The following is a 13,829-nucleotide window of genomic DNA, read 5'->3' as shown; positions in this document are numbered from 1 at the left end:
TTCCCCCGACCTCAATCCGATCGAAATGGTCTTCGCCAGGCTCAAGGCCCTCGTGCGAAGCGCCGCCCCGAGATGCGCTGACAGCCTCTGCAGCGCCATCGCTTCCACCCTGACCACCTTCAACCCGAAGGAATGTGCGCGCTATCTCCGGCACGCAGGATATGCTTCAACTTGATCGGAAACAACTCTAGCCGCGCGGCACCGTCGCCAACTGCGCCTCGACACGCGCGATGACGGCGGCGACCGCCGCCTCGATGCTCAGTTCGGTCGTGTCGATGACCACCGCATCCCCGGCGGGCCGCAAGGGCGCCTCGGCGCGGGCGCTGTCCCGTGCATCGCGTTCGCGCATCTCGGCCAGCACTTCGTCAAAGCTGGTCTCGACGCCGGTCTCGACCAGTTCCCGGTGGCGCCGTCCGGCCCGCACCAGATCGCTCGCGGTCACGAACAGCTTCACCGCCGCATCGGGACAGATCACCGTGCCGATGTCACGCCCGTCCAGCACCGCCCCGCCCTCGCGCCCGGCAAAGCCACGCTGGAACGCCACCAGCGCGGCGCGCACCTCGGGGATCGCGGCAACCCGGCTGGCGGCCTGGGTCACATCGGGGCGGCGCAGGTCGGACCGGCCCAGATCCCCGGCCGACAGGGTCCGCGCCGCCTCCACCGGGTCGAGCCCGTCCAGCATCCGCGCGCCCACCGCCCGATACAGAAGCCCGGTGTCAAGATGGGCAAAGCCGAAATGCGCCGCGACCGCCCGGCTGATCGTGCCCTTGCCGGCGGCGGCCGGCCCGTCGATGGCAACCGTAAACCTCATGCCCCCGCCCGCGTAAAGGCCGCCCCCAGCCCCTCCATCAGCGGCTCGAATACCGGAAACGAGGTGGCGATGGGCCCCGCATCGTCGATCGTGACCGGGCGCTGCGCCGCCATGCCCGCGCAAAGGAAGGACATCGCGATCCGGTGATCCAGATGCGTGGCGCAGGTTGCGCCGCCCGGCAACCCGCCCGGCCCCATTCCGATCACCGCCATCCAGTCCTCGCCCTCCTCGACGGTGGCGCCGCAGGCCCGCAACCCGGCGGCCATCGCCGCGATCCGGTCGCTTTCCTTGACCCGCAATTCCTGGATCCCCGGCATACGCGTCACCCCCTCGGCAAAGGCCGCGACAACCGCCAATACTGGGTATTCGTCGATCATGCTGGGCGCCCGCCCTGCGGGGACCTCGATCCCCTTCATGTCGGGCGAGAACCGCGCGCGCAGATCGGCGACCGGCTCGCCGCCCTCCTCGCGCGGGTTCTCGTAGCTCAGATCGGCCCCCATCTCGATCAGCGTCGTGAACAGCCCGGCCCGCGTCGGGTTCAACCCGATCCCAGACACGAGGACGTCCGACCCCTCGACGATCAGCGCCGCGCAGACCGGGAAGGCCGCGGAACTGGGATCGCGCGGAACCGCAATCGTCTGGGGCCGCAATTCCGGCTGGCCCGTCAGCACGATGACCCGGCCCTCGCCCGTCTGCTCGACACGCAGCGACGCCCCGAACCCCGTCAGCATCCGCTCGGTATGGTCCCGCGTCGCCTCCCGCTCGATCACCACCGTCTCGCCCGGCGCGTTCAGCCCCGCCAGCAGCACCGCCGATTTCACCTGCGCGGAGGGCACCGGGACGACATAACGCACCGGCACCGGCTCGGCCGCGCCCACCACCGTCATCGGCAGCCGCCCACCCGCGCGCCCGTAAGCCGCCGCCCCGAACAGCGCCAGCGGATCGGTCACCCGCCCCATCGGCCGCGCCCGCAACGAGGCATCGCCCGTGAAGGTCGCCGTGACCGGCGAGGTCGCCATCGCCCCCATGATCAGCCGCACGCCGGTGCCGGAATTGCCACAATCGATCACGTCGGCAGGCTCGGCAAAGCCGCCCACGCCGACCCCGTTCACGACCCATTCGCCCGGCCCCAGATGCGCAACCTCGGCCCCGAAGGCTCGCATCGCGCGCGCGGTATCCAGCACGTCCTGCCCTTCCAGAAGTCCCGTGATCCGGGTCTCGCCGACGCTCAGCGCGCCCAGGATCAGCGCACGATGGCTGATCGACTTGTCACCGGGCACCTCGGCCGCACCCGTCAGGGCCCCGGCACGACGGGCGGTCATCGGAATGGGGTCGCCATGGGCGGACATGCTGGGGCTCCTCGTGGCGGATCGCGCCCGACCGGATTAGCGAAAGCGGTGCGGCCCGTCCAGAAGCCCCGCGCGCGCCCTGTGCTTCTTCTTGGTCAAAATACCCAATTCCGACGGCCGCCCTCCGGCGCAACGCCGCGGGCAGCGCCTCAACGGCGGCGGAATGTCAGGTACTGCGGCACCCGCCCCTCGCGCAGCGCCTTCTGCTCGTAGCGCGTGGACAACCAGTCGCCCCAGGGCTGGCGCCAGTCGCCCGGCCCCTCGGCCAGCCAGTCGAACCCAGCCTTCGGCACCTCGATCAGGGTCTGGCGGACGTAATCGGGAATATCGGTCGCCACCCGCAACTCCGCACCCGGCCGCATCACCCGCGCCAGCGGCTCCAGGAAATCCGGCGTCACGAAGCGGCGGCGATGGTGACGCTTCTTGGGCCATGGATCGGGATAAAGCAGGAAGGCGCGCGCGATGCTGGCCCCCGGCAGCACGTCGAACAGGTCGCGCACATCGCCCGGATGGACAGCGACATTTTCCACCCCCGCCGCACGGATCTTGCCCAGCAGCATCGCCACGCCATTAATGTAGGGCTCGCAGCCGATGATGCCCACCCCCGGGTTCCGCCCGGCCTGGTGAACCATGTGCTCGCCCCCACCAAAGCCGATCTCCAGCCAGACCTCGCGCCCGCCGAACAGCGATGCCAGGTCCAGCGGGTGCCGCTCGGGGTTGACGTCCCAGCCGACCGGACCGGGCGACAGCGCGGCAAGATCGGAATCGAGATAGTTCCGGTGCCGCTCGCGCAGGGTCTTGCCATGCCGGCGGCCATAGAAATTGCGCCATTCCCGGCGCGGCATATCAGTTTCGGAAGGCGGCTCGCTCATGCGCCGCGCCCTAATCCGCGGGGCCCCGCGCGTCAAGGGCGCCGTCCCCGCCGGAACGCGAAGGGGGCGCGCGCCGCAAGGCGCGCGCCCCCCCGGGCGACGGGCGCAAGCCCGGCGCAATCCCCGGAATAGCGGCCCTCAGACCGTGGCCTTCAGTTCCGCCGCCAGATCGACCCGCTCCCAGCTGAACCCGCCATCGGCCTCGGGCGCGCGCCCGAAATGGCCATAGGCCGCGGTGCGGGCATAGATCGGCCGGTTCAGCACCAGATGCTCGCGGATGCCGCGCGGGGTCAGGTCCATCACCTGCGCCACCGCCCGCTCGATCACCTCGTCGGGCACCTCGCCAGTGCCATAGGAGTCGATATAGATCGAGAGCGGCTTGGCCACGCCGATCGCGTAGGACAGTTGCAGGCAGCATTTCTTCGCCAGCCCCGCCGCGACCACGTTCTTGGCCAGGTAGCGCGCCGCATAGGCCGCCGAGCGGTCCACCTTGGTCGGATCCTTGCCCGAGAAGGCGCCGCCGCCATGGGGCGCCGCGCCGCCATAGGTATCGACGATGATCTTGCGCCCGGTCAGGCCCGCGTCCCCGTCCGGCCCGCCGATCACGAAGGTGCCCGTGGGGTTCACATGCCACTCGGTCTTGTCGTGGATCCAGCCCTCGGGCAGCACCTCGCGGATATAGGGTTCCACGATCTGGCGGATGTCGTCCGAGGTCTGGCTCTCGCATTCGTGCTGGGTCGACAGCACGATCGAATCGACCGCCACCGGCTTGCCGCCCTCGTAACGCACGGTCAGCTGCGACTTGGCGTCGGGGCGCAGGGTCGGCTCGGCGCCGGATTTCCGCACCTCGGCCAGGCGGCGCAGGATCGCATGCGAATACTGGATCGGCGCGGGCATCAGTTCGGGCGTCTCGTCGGTCGCGTAGCCGAACATGATGCCCTGGTCCCCCGCCCCGTCGCGGTCGACGCCCTGGGCGATATGGGCCGACTGCTCGTGCAGGAAGTTCAGCACATGGCAGGTGTTCCAGTGGAACTTCTCCTGCTCGTAGCCGATGTCGCGGATGCAGTCGCGCGCGATCTCGCCGATACGGCCCATGTAGTTCCTGAGGCGCTCGCGGTCCGAAAGCCCCACCTCGCCGCCGATCACCACCATGCCGGTCGTGGCGAAGGTTTCGCAGGCGACGCGGGCGTTCGCCTCCTCTGCGAGGAAGGCGTCGAGAACGGCATCGGAAATCCGGTCGCAGACCTTGTCGGGATGCCCCTCCGAAACGGATTCGGAGGTGAAAAGGTAGTTCTGGCGGCTCATCTGGAAGTGCTCCGTTGGGACAATCTCCGCCACGCCAGGAAGCCGTTGTGGCGGTCCGGAGTTCCGCTTACGCCGCGGCACTGGCGGAATCAATGGCTATTTCCGGCGCCGGGTCAGCACAAGGGCCGCAAGCGCGGCCACCAGCACCAGCAGAACCGGCCAGTCGCCGGCGCGGATATAGGGCGTGGGCGGCAGCCCGGGGGGCAGCGGGGCGGTCACCTGGCCCGCGCTGTTCAGCGGCAGGCTGTGGGTGATCCGCCCGCGCGCGTCGATCACCGCCGAGACCCCGGTATTGGCCGCGCGCAGCAGCGGCAGCCCCTGCTCGACCGCGCGCAGGCGGGCAAGGGCCAGGTGCTGATAGGGGCCGGTCCAGTCGCCGAACCAGGCGTCATTGGTCAACTGGGCGATCCAGCGCGGCCGGACCGGCACACGCAGGTCCTGGGGAAACACCGCCTCGTAGCAGATCAGCGGCAGCGCGGCGCCAAGCCGCGGCCCGAGGTCCAGCACGACCGGCCCCGGCCCTGCGGCATAGCCCCAGACATCCTGCGCGGCGAGTCCGCGGATGCCGAACCGGCCCAGAACCTCGCCGAAAGGGATGTATTCGCCGAAGGGCACCAGGTGGTGCTTGTCATAGACATGGCTCACCCCGCCGCCGGGTCGGATCACCGCAAGGCTGTTGAAGACCTCCGGCCCCTCGCTGCGCTGGATGCCCAGCATGACCGGCACGCCGCCGGCTTCGTCGGCGATCAGCGCAAGCGCGCCGCCTGTCTGTTCCAGCATCCAGGGCACCGCGGTTTCGGGCCAGAGGATCAGGTCGGGCGGCGGGTCCGAGGGGGCGGCGGTCAGGTCAAGCAGCCGCTCCCAGAACAGGCGCTGCATGTCGGGCCGCCATTTCAGGTGTTGCGCCGCATTGGGCTGGACCAGGCGGATCTGCGGCGGGTCCGGATCGGCCGGGATCGGCACGTCGAGCCGCAGCGCGCCCCAGAACCCGGCGCCCGTGACGATCAGCGCGGCCAGCGCCGCCCCTGCCGCCCGGCCGGGGCCATGGGGCAGCAAGAGCGGCAGCGCCACAACCAGCGTGGTGAACAGCGTCAGCCCGTATTGGCCTACCAGCGCGGCCAATTGCATCTGCGGCGCGCCGATCCAGACATGCCCCGGCAGCGCCCAGGGAAAGCCGGTCACGACATATCCCCGCGCCAGTTCCATCGCCGCCAGCGCCAGCGCGAAGCCCAGCGCCCTGCGGCGCGGCCCCTGCCCGGCCCAGCCCGCAAATGCACCCGCCGCGCCCCAGAACAGCGCCAGTCCCCCCGCCATGCCGATCATCGCGAAGGGGGCCATCCAGCCATGGGCGCGAAGGTCGATCAGGAAGGGTTCGACGATCCACGAGAGCGCCAGCGCGAAATGCCCCACGCCCCCGGCCCAGGCGACCGGCGCCGCCTGTCGCGGTCCCGGCGCACGGGCCACCAGCCAGGTCAGCCCCGCCAGCGCCACAAGTGCCACGGGCCAAAGCCCGAAGGGCGCCTGCCCCAGGGCCGCCAGCGCGCCCAGCCCCACCGCCGCCACCGGCGCGCGCGCCAGCGCCTGCACGATCCGGGGCCGGTGGGCGGACATTCCCTCAGCCGGTCGTAGCGGGCAGCCGCACCCGCAGCCGCTTGATCCGGCGCGGGTCGGCGTCGACCACCTCGAACTCGGCCCCGCTTTCATGCCGGATCACCTCGCCGCGCGTGGGCACGCGGCCGATCAGCATGAAGACCAGCCCGCCCAGCGTGTCGACCTCTTCCTCGTCCTCGCCCTCGACCAGCCTCAGGCCGACCTCGGCCTCGAACTCGTCCAGCGGCGCACGCGCCTGGGCCAGATAGACGCCCGGCTTTTCGACCGCCCACAGCGCGGCCTCTTCGGTGTCGTGCTCGTCCTCTATCTCGCCCACGACCTGTTCGATCAGGTCCTCGATCGTCACCAGCCCGTCGACCCCGCCATATTCGTCAATCACCAGAGCCATGTGCATGCGCTGGGTCTGCATCTTCTGCATCAGCACCCCGATCGGCATCGAGGGCGGGGCGTAAAGCAGCTGCCGGACCATGTCCTTCAGCGCGAAATCCGCGCCCTTGCCGTTGAAGCCGTAGCGCAGGGCGAAATCCTTGAGGTGGATCATCCCCACCGGCGAATCAAGCGTGCCGTCATAGACCGGCAGCCGGGTCATCCCGGTCTCGCGGAACACCCGCACCAGATCGTCGCGCGAGATGTCCAGCGGCACCGCCTCGATCTCGGCCTTGGGGATGGCCACATCCTCGACCCGCAGGCGGCTGAGATTGCCGATGCCCAATGGCACCTGCGGCCGCGCCGCGGTGCCGTTCCCTCCCTGTTCGTCCGAATCATCCCCGATGGCTGGCCTGATCGCCGCCACAAGCCGACCCAGAATGCCCCGGCTTTCCAGATTGTCGGTCTCCAGCGCGCCTTGCGCAGCGCTAGACGACCCGTCCGTCTCGTCGCCCATCAATCCTTACCGAAATGCGCGGGCTCTCGGCCCGCCCTCAGCCATATGGGTCAGCCACCCCGAGTTTTGCAAGTATTTCCACCTCCAGCCCCTCCATCAGGGCGGCATCTTGCGGACGGATGTGGTCATACCCCAACAGATGCAGGCATCCATGTACCACCAGATGCGTGACATGATCGTCAAACGGGATGCCCCGCGCCTGGGCTTCCCGCGCGCAGGTCTCGTAGGCGATGGCGATATCGCCCAGTTCGGCCTGCATGCCGTCCGGGGGCTGTTCCGGGCCCTGGGGCGTGCCGCCATCCGCCTCGGCCGCCAGATCCTCGGCGGGCCAGGACAGCACGTTGGTAGGTGCGGGCTTGCCGCGGAACTCGGCGTTCAGGGCGGCGATGCGGGCGTCGCCGCAGGCCAGCAGGCTGATCTCGCAAGCGTCCGGTTCCAGCCCCAGATGGGCCAGCGCGGCGGCGCAGGCAGTCTCGGCCAGGGGGGCCAGGCTCTCCGCTTCCCAGCGCGGGTCCTCGACGAGAATCTCGACACTCATGCGCAGGGGTCTAACGGGACGGGCGGCGCAGGCAAGACCCCACCGCCGCGGCAAGGTGGGGCCCGCAGGACCGGAGCATCCTGCGGACCCGGGTTCCGCGCCCGGTGCGGGGGCTGGCGGCCCATGGTCGGCAAGGGGCCGCGCGGAACCGTCTCTCGGGCGCGGGCGGTCAGGATCCCGCGGGCCAGGCGAATTCCGGACGCAAGCCTTCGTAGACAGGGCGGCCGTCATTCGGCTTGGGCACGCCGGTCTTGGGATCGTAGAAGGCGTGATAGCTCGCCTCCAGCCCGCGGGACTGATAGCCCATCAGGTTCGGCACGATCACCCGGATGCGGTGCTGCTTGTCGTCCAGCATGATCGGCGCGCCGCAGGTCTTGCAGATGCACGGTTCCAGCGTGCCGTCCGGATTCTCGCTGTTGAAGGGCTGGCGCTTCATGTTGTTCTCGTTCGTGGCATGCAGATCGTCATGCTTGAAGAACACCACATGGATCGTCGGCTGGCCGGTCACGCGCTTGCAGACCGAAAAGTGACAGATGTGATTGTCGATCGGGTCATGGTCGGCCCAGGTGCGCACATGCTCGCACCCGCCGACAAATTTGTGAGACATCTTTTCCTCCCTCCCTCGGACGGCGAGGCCGCCCGCTGTCCCGTGCTGGTCCCAGCCGGGATGGAAAAGGATAGCCCCCGAAGCGCGGGCCGGTCGATCCAGACTTCCGTCTGCGGTGGTCCGACCCGAGTCGGCCGAGGCGGCGGCTACCGCCCCTCGCCCCGCTCGTGATCCGCGTCATAGGCCTCGATGATCCGCGCGACCAGCGGGTGACGGACCACGTCCTTGGCGGTGAAATGGCTGAACGAGATCCTGTCGATCCCCGAGAGCAGCCTTTCCGCATCGGCCAGACCGCTGGCCACCCCGCGCGGCAGGTCGACCTGGCTGCGGTCGCCGGTGATGACCATGCGCGAGCCTTCGCCCAGACGGGTGAGGAACATCTTCATCTGCATCGTGGTCGCGTTCTGCGCCTCGTCCAGCACCACGAAGGCATTGGCCAGCGTGCGCCCGCGCATGAAGGCAAGCGGCGCGATCTCGATGCGCTTTTCCTCGATCAGCTTGGCGGTCTGCTTGCCCGGCAGGAAATCGTTCAGCGCGTCGTAGAGCGGCTGCATGTAGGGATCGACCTTTTCCTTCATGTCGCCGGGCAGGAAGCCCAGCCGCTCGCCCGCCTCGACGGCGGGACGGCTCAGAACGATGCGGTCGACATGGCCGCCCACGAACATGTTTACCGCGACCGCGACGGCCAGATAGGTCTTGCCGGTGCCCGCGGGCCCGATGCCAAAGCACAGCTCGTTCTCGTAAAGCGCGCGGACATAGGCCTTCTGCGCCTCGGTGCGCGGTTCGATCAGCTTGCGGCGGGTGTGGATCTCGACCCGGCCGCGCTGGAACATCTCGAGCTGGTCGCCCGGCTGCACGGCCGTCCCGTCGGCGGAATCGCCCAGCCGGATCGCCCCGTCGATATCGCCCGCATCCACGGCCTTGCCCGTCTCGAGCCGCGCGTAAAGCTGGCGCAGCACCTGGGCGGCCTGCCCGCGCGAGCCGCCCTCGCCGACCACGGCCAGGCGGTTGCCGCGGCGCAGGATATGGACGCCGAGCTTGTGCTCGATCTGGGCAAGGTTGCGGTCGAACTCGCCGCACAGGTCGATCAGAAGGCGGTTGTCGGGAAACTCGACGAGCGTCTGATGCGCGTCGTCCATATCCGTCGGGGGGGTCAGGGCGCTTATTCCCAATGACGTCTCCGTTGGCTGAAGGCCGCGAAAATATGGTGCCAACCGCCCGCCCAAACCGCAAGCGATAGCTGCGTCATTCGGCCCGATTGATGTAAAATTTGCTTAAAGGGCGGGTCGGTCGCCCGGAAAACGACGGCGGGCGGGATCGTCCGGCGCCGAAAGCCGGGATCAGGAGGCCCTTTTCAGCGCCTTGATCTCGGGCCGTTTCAGCGGCTTGTCGGCCAGCCCCCGCAGAAGCGCGGCCAGATCGGGTTCGTCCACGCGGCGCGCGGCGGCGCTGACCTTGAACCAGCGCCGCGTGCGCTGGCTGCGTTCCTTCCAGTCGCGCTTGAGCTGCTCGACCAGCATCGGGAAGACCTCGACCCGGCAGGGCAGCGCGCTGCCATCGTCGAGGATCTTGTCATAGCGATACCGTCCGATCGGCTCGGTGCCGACATGGCCGATGGCGCCTGCCTCTTCCAGCGCCTCGATCTCGGCCGTGCGCCAGGGCTTGCTGACATCCATCCGCCAGCCCTGGGGCATGACCCAGCGCCCGGTCCCGCGCGAGGTCACCATGAGAACGCGCAACCTGCCCTTCGAATCCCAGCGAAGGGGCAAGGCGGCGATCTGCGCGCCTGTCGCGGTTGTGGCCTCGTCTGTCATATCCGGCCTGCTCGGCGGGCATGGGCTGCCCGTTCGGTCTGGTTGCGCAGGGACGTCATGTAAGTGCCCCTGCGACATTTTCACAGGAGTCGATAATATTCGGTTGATCCTTACAACATGAATCGCCCGGCGACCGGTCTTTTCCGGCCTCAAGTGCCGTCCGCGCGCGGGAATCGCTCAGCCGATGGCCAACCGCCCGGCCAGCGAGTTCGGCGCGGTGGCCAGAATCTCGACCGGCGCGATCCGGCCCAGCCAGTCCTCGCCCGCCTCGACATGCACGGCCTGCAGATGGTCGGACTTGCCCACGACCTGCCCCGGCATGCGGCCCGGCTTTTCGAACAGCACGCCGACAACGCGCCCCACCATGGCCTGTTGTGCCGCCTGCTGCTGGGCGTCCAACAGCGCCTGCAACCGGGCCAGCCTGTCGGATTTCACGTCCTCGGGCACCTGCCCCGCGCGCTCGGCGGCGGGCGTGCCGGGGCGGGGGGAATACTTGAAGGAATAGCACTGGCCATAGCCGACCTCGCGCACCAGAGCCATGGTCGCCTCGAAATCGGCTTCGGTCTCGCCGGGAAAGCCCACGATGAAATCGCCCGAGATCAGGATATCGGGCCGGGCGGCGCGGATGCGCGCGATCAGCGCAAGGTATTGTTCGGCCGTGTGCTTGCGGTTCATCGCCTTGAGGATGCGGTCCGACCCCGACTGAACCGGCAGATGCAGGTAGGGCATCAGTTCGGGACAATCGCCATGGGCGGCGATCAGGTCGTCCTCCATGTCGTTCGGGTGCGAGGTTGTATAGCGGATACGCTCCAGCCCCTCGATCCGCGCGAGTTCGCGGATCAGCCGGGCAAGCCCCCAGGCCCCGTCGGCGCCGTCGCCGTGATAGGCGTTGACGTTCTGGCCCAGCAGCGTGAGTTCGTGCACCCCGCGCGCCACCAGATCGCGCGCCTCGTCCAGCACTCGCGCAGCCGGGCGCGATACCTCGGCGCCGCGGGTATAGGGCACCACGCAGAAGGCACAGAACTTGTCGCAGCCCTCCTGCACAGTCAGAAACGCGGTCGGCCCGCGCGCCGCCTTGGGGCGGGTGCCCAGCCGGTCGAACTTGTCTTCCTCGGGAAAATCGGTGTCGAGCGCCCTGCCCCCCGCCCGCGCGCGCGCCTCAAGCTCGGGCAGGCGGTGATAGCTTTGCGGGCCGACCACCAGATCGACCAGCGGCTGGCGGCGCAGGATCTCCTCGCCCTCGGCCTGGGCGACGCAGCCTGCCACGCCGATCTTCAGGTCCGGGTTCGCGGCCTTCAGCCCCTTCAGCCGCCCGAGTTCGGAATAGACCTTCTCGGCGGCCTTCTCGCGGATATGGCAGGTGTTCAGCAAGATCATGTCCGCCGTCTCGGCCGTGTCGGTCACGACATAGCCCGCGGAACCCAGCGCCTCGGCCATCCGCTCGCTGTCATAGACGTTCATCTGACAGCCATAGGTCTTGATGAAAAGCTTTCTGGGCGTGGTCATGGCGCGTTCCCGACGATCTGACGGGCGTCCTACACGAAAGCACCCCCCTGCCGCAACGCTTGCATGGGCGGCGGGTTTGTCGGAACGTGACGCGCAACCTCAAGAGGCAGCAGGAACCAGCCCATGGCGGCAGAGCGGTATCAGGGTCTGGACGATTTCCTGAAACGCGGGCGCGCGGCGCTGGCGCAGGGTCCCGTGGCCCTGATCTTCGTCGAGGACGAGGCCGAGGTCGAAAGCACGATCCGCCACCATGCGCGGCTGGGCTTTCGCGCGCTGGTGCTGTTCGCCCCGGACGAGCTGGTGCTTGCCCCCGAAGCCGCCGCGCTGGTGCATCGCGTGCGCCATGCCCCCTGGGACGACGGCGCGGTGCCCGCCGCGGTCAACCGGGTGATCGCCGCCGCGCCGGGGGTCTGGCTTTACTACTGCTACAACGCCGAATACCTGTTCTACCCGTTCTGCGAGACGCGGAGCGTGAGCGAGATGCTGGCCTTCCATGCCGAGGAACGCCGCGACGCGATGCTGACCTATGTGATCGACCTCTATGCCGCCGATCTGGGCCAGTATCCCGATGCCGTTTCGCGCGAAACCGCGATGCTGGACCGGTCGGGCTATTACGCGCTGGCCCGGCCCGACCCCGCGAACCACGGCCACCCCAAGGAACGTCAGCTCGACTTCTTCGGCGGGCTCAGGTGGCGCTTCGAGGAGCATGTGCCAGAGGCCCGGCGCCGGATCGACCGGATCGCCCTGTTCCGGGCGAAACGCGGGCTGCACCTGCTGGAGGGGCATGTCTTCGACGACGAGGAATACAACACCTATGCCTGCCCCTGGCATCACAACCTGACCGCAGCGATCTGTTCGTTCCGCGCGGCCAAGGCGCTGAAGACCAATGCGGGCTCGACCTTCGACATCCCCGATTTCCGCTGGCAGGGCTCGGTGCCCTTCGCGTGGAATTCGCAGCAACTGATGGATCTGGGGCTGATGGAGCCCGGGCAATGGTTCTGAGGAGCACCATATGAGGATCGAACGCCGGGAATGGGCCGTGTTCTGGTTCACCATGACCTATGTCGCGAGCTTCACGATCTGGTTCTTCTTGCGCGGGAATTACGAGTTCATCTGGTATGTGCTGACAATGCTGGGCATGATCGCGCTGGCCGCGCTGGGCCTGCGCAAGGCGGAATTCCCGGCCGCGCTGCTCTGGGCGCTCAGCCTCTGGGGGCTGGCCCATATGGCGGGCGGTGGCGTGCCGGTCGGTGACAGCGTCCTTTACAACTGGATGATCTGGCATATCGGCGGCGAGGGCGAGCTTGCCATCCTGAAATACGATCAGGCGGTGCATGCCTATGGCTTCGGCGTGACGGCCTGGATGCTGTGGCACCTGATGGTGCGCCACTACCCGGCCACCGAGGGCAGCTGGACCGCGCTGACCTATCCGGCCTTCGGTGCGATGGGGCTGGGGGCGGTGAACGAAATCATCGAGTTCATCGCGGTGCTGGGTATCCCCGACACCAATGTGGGCGGCTATTACAATACCGGGCTGGATCTGGTCTTCAACGCCATGGGCGCGATCGTCACCGTTGTGACAATCGCGCTGGTCCGTGGCTTGCGGTAGGCGTCAGATCCGGCGCAGCCGGATCACCACGTCCACCTTGGAGATCTCGGAGCCGGGAGGCGCTTCGGGCAGGCGCGAAATCTCGATCGAGCCATGCGGGGCATCGCTCAGCCGACCCTCGTCTTCCCAGAAGAAATGCGGATGGTCGTCGACGCGCGTGTCGAAATAGCTTTTCGTGCCGTCGACCATGACTTCCTGCATCAGGCCAGCCTCGCAGAAGGCCCGAAGCGTGTTGTAGACGGTCGCCAGCGACACCCTTTCGCCGGTGCCACAAGAGGCCGCGTAAAGGGCTTCGGCCGTCACATGCCGATCCTTCCCGTCGCCGATCAGCAGGGCGGCGAGACTGATGCGCTGGCGCGTCGGGCGCAGACCGGCCTTGGACAGCCAGCGGCTGCTGCGCTCGATCGCGTCCGGATGGGTGGGATTGTCGTTCAACTGTGCCATATCGCGGTATATGGTCCTGCCCAGTCGAGAATTCAAATGATTCCGGATTGCAGCGGCGCTTTGGCGCGGCATATGCGCACTATTGCCACTCGCCGAGGGCCGGTGCTACAGGGGGCGAACCGCGAAATTCGCCTTACGCAGGGGGCTGCGCCCGCATGACCGACTACCCCACAAGCTTCGACCGGGACGATCTGCTGAAATGCGCGCGGGGGGAACTGTTCGGCCCCGGCAACGCGCAACTGCCCGAACCGCCGATGCTGATGATGGACCGGATCACCGCGATCAGCGCCGATGGCGGCCCCCATGGCAAGGGCCATGTCGTGGCCGAATTCGACATCCGCCCCGACCTGTGGTTCTTCGCCTGCCACTTCCCCGGCAACCCGATCATGCCGGGCTGCCTGGGGCTGGACGGGCTGTGGCAGTTGACCGGCTTCAACCTGGGCTGGCGCGGCTGGCCGGGGCGGGGCTATGCGCTGGGGG

At 68.3% G+C, this 13,829-nt stretch carries 15 protein-coding genes and 1 riboswitch; of the genes, 3 read left to right on the top strand and 12 right to left on the bottom strand.

Annotated features, from left to right (window positions below; genetic code table 11):
* Positions 1-187 precede the first annotated feature (187 nt).
* The 11 genes from ENN83_RS08070 to miaB all read right to left on the bottom strand — a co-directional run bounded on the left by ENN83_RS08070 (position 188) and on the right by miaB (position 11,296).
* Positions 188-811: a (d)CMP kinase gene (locus ENN83_RS08070; protein WP_287185828.1), complete on the bottom strand. Its 624-nt coding sequence runs from the start codon at positions 809-811 to the stop codon at positions 188-190.
* Positions 808-2,160, bottom strand: coding sequence for a 3-phosphoshikimate 1-carboxyvinyltransferase (gene aroA / locus ENN83_RS08065; RefSeq protein ID WP_287185827.1), 1,353 nt, complete (start codon positions 2,158-2,160; stop codon positions 808-810). The genes ENN83_RS08070 and aroA overlap by 4 nt, the downstream gene beginning before the upstream one ends.
* Before the next feature lie 149 nt (positions 2,161-2,309).
* The gene (trmB, locus tag ENN83_RS08060) at positions 2,310-3,032 is read right to left on the bottom strand and encodes a tRNA (guanine(46)-N(7))-methyltransferase TrmB (RefSeq protein WP_287185825.1); all 723 of its coding nucleotides are present in this window, start codon (positions 3,030-3,032) and stop codon (positions 2,310-2,312) included.
* Between the two features lie 138 nt (positions 3,033-3,170).
* Positions 3,171-4,337 (bottom strand): methionine adenosyltransferase, encoded by a 1,167-nt coding sequence (gene metK / locus ENN83_RS08055; protein ID WP_287185823.1) that lies wholly within the window; start codon positions 4,335-4,337, stop codon positions 3,171-3,173.
* 7 nt (positions 4,338-4,344) lie between these two features.
* Positions 4,345-4,394, bottom strand: a riboswitch (SAM-SAH riboswitch).
* Between the two features lie 39 nt (positions 4,395-4,433).
* Positions 4,434-5,948, bottom strand: coding sequence for an apolipoprotein N-acyltransferase (gene lnt, locus ENN83_RS08050; RefSeq protein WP_287185821.1), 1,515 nt, complete (start codon positions 5,946-5,948; stop codon positions 4,434-4,436).
* A 4-nt stretch (positions 5,949-5,952) separates the two neighbouring features.
* Positions 5,953-6,831, bottom strand: a complete 879-nt coding sequence (locus ENN83_RS08045; RefSeq protein ID WP_287185819.1) for a transporter associated domain-containing protein — start codon at positions 6,829-6,831, stop codon at positions 5,953-5,955.
* 37 nt (positions 6,832-6,868) lie between these two features.
* Positions 6,869-7,369 carry an rRNA maturation RNase YbeY gene (ybeY, locus tag ENN83_RS08040; RefSeq protein ID WP_287185817.1) on the bottom strand — a complete coding sequence of 167 codons (501 nt, stop codon included), beginning with the start codon at positions 7,367-7,369 and terminating at the stop codon, positions 6,869-6,871.
* 169 nt (positions 7,370-7,538) lie between these two features.
* Positions 7,539-7,976 carry a GFA family protein gene (locus ENN83_RS08035; RefSeq protein WP_287185815.1) on the bottom strand — a complete coding sequence of 146 codons (438 nt, stop codon included), beginning with the start codon at positions 7,974-7,976 and terminating at the stop codon, positions 7,539-7,541.
* A gap of 146 nt (positions 7,977-8,122) precedes the next feature.
* Positions 8,123-9,115, bottom strand: a complete 993-nt coding sequence (locus ENN83_RS08030) for a PhoH family protein (RefSeq protein WP_287185813.1) — start codon at positions 9,113-9,115, stop codon at positions 8,123-8,125.
* A 201-nt stretch (positions 9,116-9,316) separates the two neighbouring features.
* The gene (locus tag ENN83_RS08025; RefSeq protein WP_287185812.1) at positions 9,317-9,670 is read right to left on the bottom strand and encodes an NUDIX hydrolase; all 354 of its coding nucleotides are present in this window, start codon (positions 9,668-9,670) and stop codon (positions 9,317-9,319) included.
* A gap of 297 nt (positions 9,671-9,967) precedes the next feature.
* The gene (miaB, locus tag ENN83_RS08020) at positions 9,968-11,296 is read right to left on the bottom strand and encodes a tRNA (N6-isopentenyl adenosine(37)-C2)-methylthiotransferase MiaB (protein WP_287185810.1); all 1,329 of its coding nucleotides are present in this window, start codon (positions 11,294-11,296) and stop codon (positions 9,968-9,970) included.
* 123 nt (positions 11,297-11,419) lie between these two features.
* Between miaB and ENN83_RS08015 the strand changes: the two genes are divergently transcribed.
* Together ENN83_RS08015 and ENN83_RS08010 are read left to right on the top strand one after the other, a co-directional pair.
* Complete coding sequence (locus ENN83_RS08015) at positions 11,420-12,298, top strand: glycosyltransferase family 2 protein (protein WP_287185808.1); 879 nt, start codon at positions 11,420-11,422, stop codon at positions 12,296-12,298.
* 10 nt (positions 12,299-12,308) lie between these two features.
* Complete coding sequence (locus ENN83_RS08010; RefSeq protein ID WP_287185806.1) at positions 12,309-12,905, top strand: DUF2238 domain-containing protein; 597 nt, start codon at positions 12,309-12,311, stop codon at positions 12,903-12,905.
* A 3-nt stretch (positions 12,906-12,908) separates the two neighbouring features.
* Here the strand turns inward: ENN83_RS08010 and irrA are convergent, their stop codons facing one another.
* A complete protein-coding gene (gene irrA, locus ENN83_RS08005; RefSeq protein ID WP_287185805.1) occupies positions 12,909-13,349 on the bottom strand; it encodes an iron response transcriptional regulator IrrA in 441 nt (146 codons plus the stop codon).
* 155 nt (positions 13,350-13,504) lie between these two features.
* On the opposite strand from irrA, the gene fabA reads away from it, so the two are divergent.
* Positions 13,505-13,829: bifunctional 3-hydroxydecanoyl-ACP dehydratase/trans-2-decenoyl-ACP isomerase (gene fabA / locus ENN83_RS08000; RefSeq protein ID WP_287185803.1), on the top strand; the 325-nt coding region annotated here is incomplete at its 3' end.

Source organism: Rhodovulum sp. (assembly GCF_011048875.1).
Lineage (GTDB): Bacteria > Pseudomonadota > Alphaproteobacteria > Rhodobacterales > Rhodobacteraceae > Rhodovulum > Rhodovulum tesquicola.
The sequence above is the reverse complement of the archived record's forward strand: the minus strand, read 5'-3'. Positions and strand labels throughout refer to the sequence as shown.

Excerpts from the sequence above, each read along its gene's own strand:
- ENN83_RS08015 (WP_287185808.1), top strand. The coding sequence starts at position 11,420 with ATGGCGGCAGAGCGGTATCAGGGTCTGGACGATTTCCTGAAACGCGGG.
- irrA (WP_287185805.1), bottom strand. The coding sequence starts at position 13,349 with ATGGCACAGTTGAACGACAATCCCACCCATCCGGACGCGATCGAGCGC.
- ENN83_RS08070 (WP_287185828.1), bottom strand. The coding sequence starts at position 811 with ATGAGGTTTACGGTTGCCATCGACGGGCCGGCCGCCGCCGGCAAGGGC.
- ENN83_RS08030 (WP_287185813.1), bottom strand. The coding sequence starts at position 9,115 with ATGGACGACGCGCATCAGACGCTCGTCGAGTTTCCCGACAACCGCCTT.
- miaB (WP_287185810.1), bottom strand. The coding sequence starts at position 11,296 with ATGACCACGCCCAGAAAGCTTTTCATCAAGACCTATGGCTGTCAGATG.
- ENN83_RS08025 (WP_287185812.1), bottom strand. The coding sequence starts at position 9,670 with ATGCCCCAGGGCTGGCGGATGGATGTCAGCAAGCCCTGGCGCACGGCC.
- lnt (WP_287185821.1), bottom strand. The coding sequence starts at position 5,948 with ATGTCCGCCCACCGGCCCCGGATCGTGCAGGCGCTGGCGCGCGCGCCG.
- trmB (WP_287185825.1), bottom strand. The coding sequence starts at position 3,032 with ATGAGCGAGCCGCCTTCCGAAACTGATATGCCGCGCCGGGAATGGCGC.
- ENN83_RS08045 (WP_287185819.1), bottom strand. The coding sequence starts at position 6,831 with ATGGGCGACGAGACGGACGGGTCGTCTAGCGCTGCGCAAGGCGCGCTG.
- ENN83_RS08010 (WP_287185806.1), top strand. The coding sequence starts at position 12,309 with ATGAGGATCGAACGCCGGGAATGGGCCGTGTTCTGGTTCACCATGACC.
- aroA (WP_287185827.1), bottom strand. The coding sequence starts at position 2,160 with ATGTCCGCCCATGGCGACCCCATTCCGATGACCGCCCGTCGTGCCGGG.
- ENN83_RS08035 (WP_287185815.1), bottom strand. The coding sequence starts at position 7,976 with ATGTCTCACAAATTTGTCGGCGGGTGCGAGCATGTGCGCACCTGGGCC.
- ybeY (WP_287185817.1), bottom strand. The coding sequence starts at position 7,369 with ATGAGTGTCGAGATTCTCGTCGAGGACCCGCGCTGGGAAGCGGAGAGC.
- metK (WP_287185823.1), bottom strand. The coding sequence starts at position 4,337 with ATGAGCCGCCAGAACTACCTTTTCACCTCCGAATCCGTTTCGGAGGGG.